We start from the raw sequence: 1,384 nt of genomic DNA on the forward strand, positions 1-1,384 counted from the left end.
GTGCGCGAGAATGGTCGCGATGTCCACCCCACCGCTCGCACCGCGTTCGACCTTCGGCGGCGTCGTCGCCGTCTGGATCGTCGCCGCGATCGTCGGCATCGCGATCGGACTGTTCGTGCCGGCCGAGTGGCGCGCCGCATGGATGCCGGTGGGACTCGGCGGGTGCCTGATCCTCGCCTTCGCCGTGCAGCTGTCCTACGGGCGCTCATACCGCTTCATCCAGCGCGTGGCCGCGAGCGTCGTCGGAGCCCTTCTGATCCTGGGCGTGATCAGCCTCGGGTTCGGTCTCGCGTCGGTGGTTCCGGGATAGAGTGGTCGACATGGATCTCGTGGCGCTGGAACTCTTCTTCATCGGCCTTCTGGGTCTGGCTTCGCTGGCGATCGTGTTCATCTCCGGCGTCGTCGTGAAGAACCTGTATCGCGGCCAGCGCTGACGGGGCGCGTCGTGCTCGATCTGCCGACCGACATCGCCGCAGACCTCGCCCCGCTCTCCTGGCTCATCGGGGTGTGGGAGGGCACCGGCGTTCTGGACTACACCGCCGGCGACACCCGCTTCTCGGGTGAGTTCACCCATCGGGTGAGCTTCAGCCACGACGGCGGAGACCACCTGAACTACTCCGCCGACGCCTGGACGATCGGTGCCGACGGCGGCCGTGTGCCGCTGGTCGCCGAGGTCGGCTTCTGGCGTCTGGAGCGTCCGGCCATCGCCACCGACGCCGGCCCGGCCCTGCTGCCGCCGCGCGCGCCCGGACCCGCTCGCACGGCCGATGACGTCGAGAAGCTCCGCAACGCCGAGGGCGGGTTCGACATCCAGGCCCAGATCGTCCACTCCGACGGCGTCGGCGAGCTCTATCTCGGTCAGATCAAGGGGCCGCGCATCGACCTGGCCACCGACGCGGTCGTGCGCACCGCCGGTGCGCGGGACTACGCCGCGGCGACGCGCATGTACGGGCTCGTCGAGGGAGATCTGCTCTGGGCGTGGGACATCGCCGCTCTCGCACACGACCTGCGCTCGCACGCGTCGGCACGTCTGAAGCGCGCGGAGTGACGGCGATGATCGATCCTGCGCGCGTGCCCGGGGCGGTGATCGAGGGCGGAGTGCTCCAGCACCTCGGGTCACCGCTCGGCGAGCAGCGCGCCCTTGCCGGCGGTCGGGCGGTGGCCGTGCTCGGCGACCGCCGCGTGCTCGCGGTCACCGGCGAGGACCGGCTGTCGTGGCTGGACTCCCTGACATCTCAGGCGCTCCGCACCCTCGAGCCCGGTGTCAGCACCGAGCTGCTCGTGCTCGACCCGCAGGGGCGTGTCGAACACGCCGCTGCCGTGCTCGACGACGGCGAGACGACCTGGCTGCTCGTCGACGCCGGCGACGCCGACGCGCTCCTGA

Annotated in this window: 2 protein-coding genes and 1 pseudogene; all 3 read left to right on the forward strand. The window is 70.9% G+C overall.

Going from position 1 to position 1,384, the window contains the following annotated elements; translation table 11 throughout:
- Positions 1 to 310: hypothetical protein (locus tag B4E30_RS06715; RefSeq protein ID WP_349676952.1), on the forward strand; the 310-nt coding region annotated here is incomplete at its 5' end.
- Positions 311 to 445: 135 nt separating this feature from the next.
- Positions 446 to 1,048: an FABP family protein gene (locus tag B4E30_RS06720; protein ID WP_286794166.1), complete on the forward strand. Its 603-nt coding sequence runs from the start codon at positions 446 to 448 to the stop codon at positions 1,046 to 1,048.
- A 5-nt stretch (positions 1,049 to 1,053) separates the two neighbouring features.
- Positions 1,054 to 1,384 (forward strand): annotated as a pseudogene (locus tag B4E30_RS06725) (folate-binding protein); the annotation flags it as partial.

The sequence above is a fragment of the Microbacterium sp. UBA3394 genome (genome assembly GCF_002358725.1).
In the GTDB taxonomy this organism is placed as follows: Bacteria; Actinomycetota; Actinomycetes; order Actinomycetales; family Microbacteriaceae; genus Microbacterium; species Microbacterium luteum.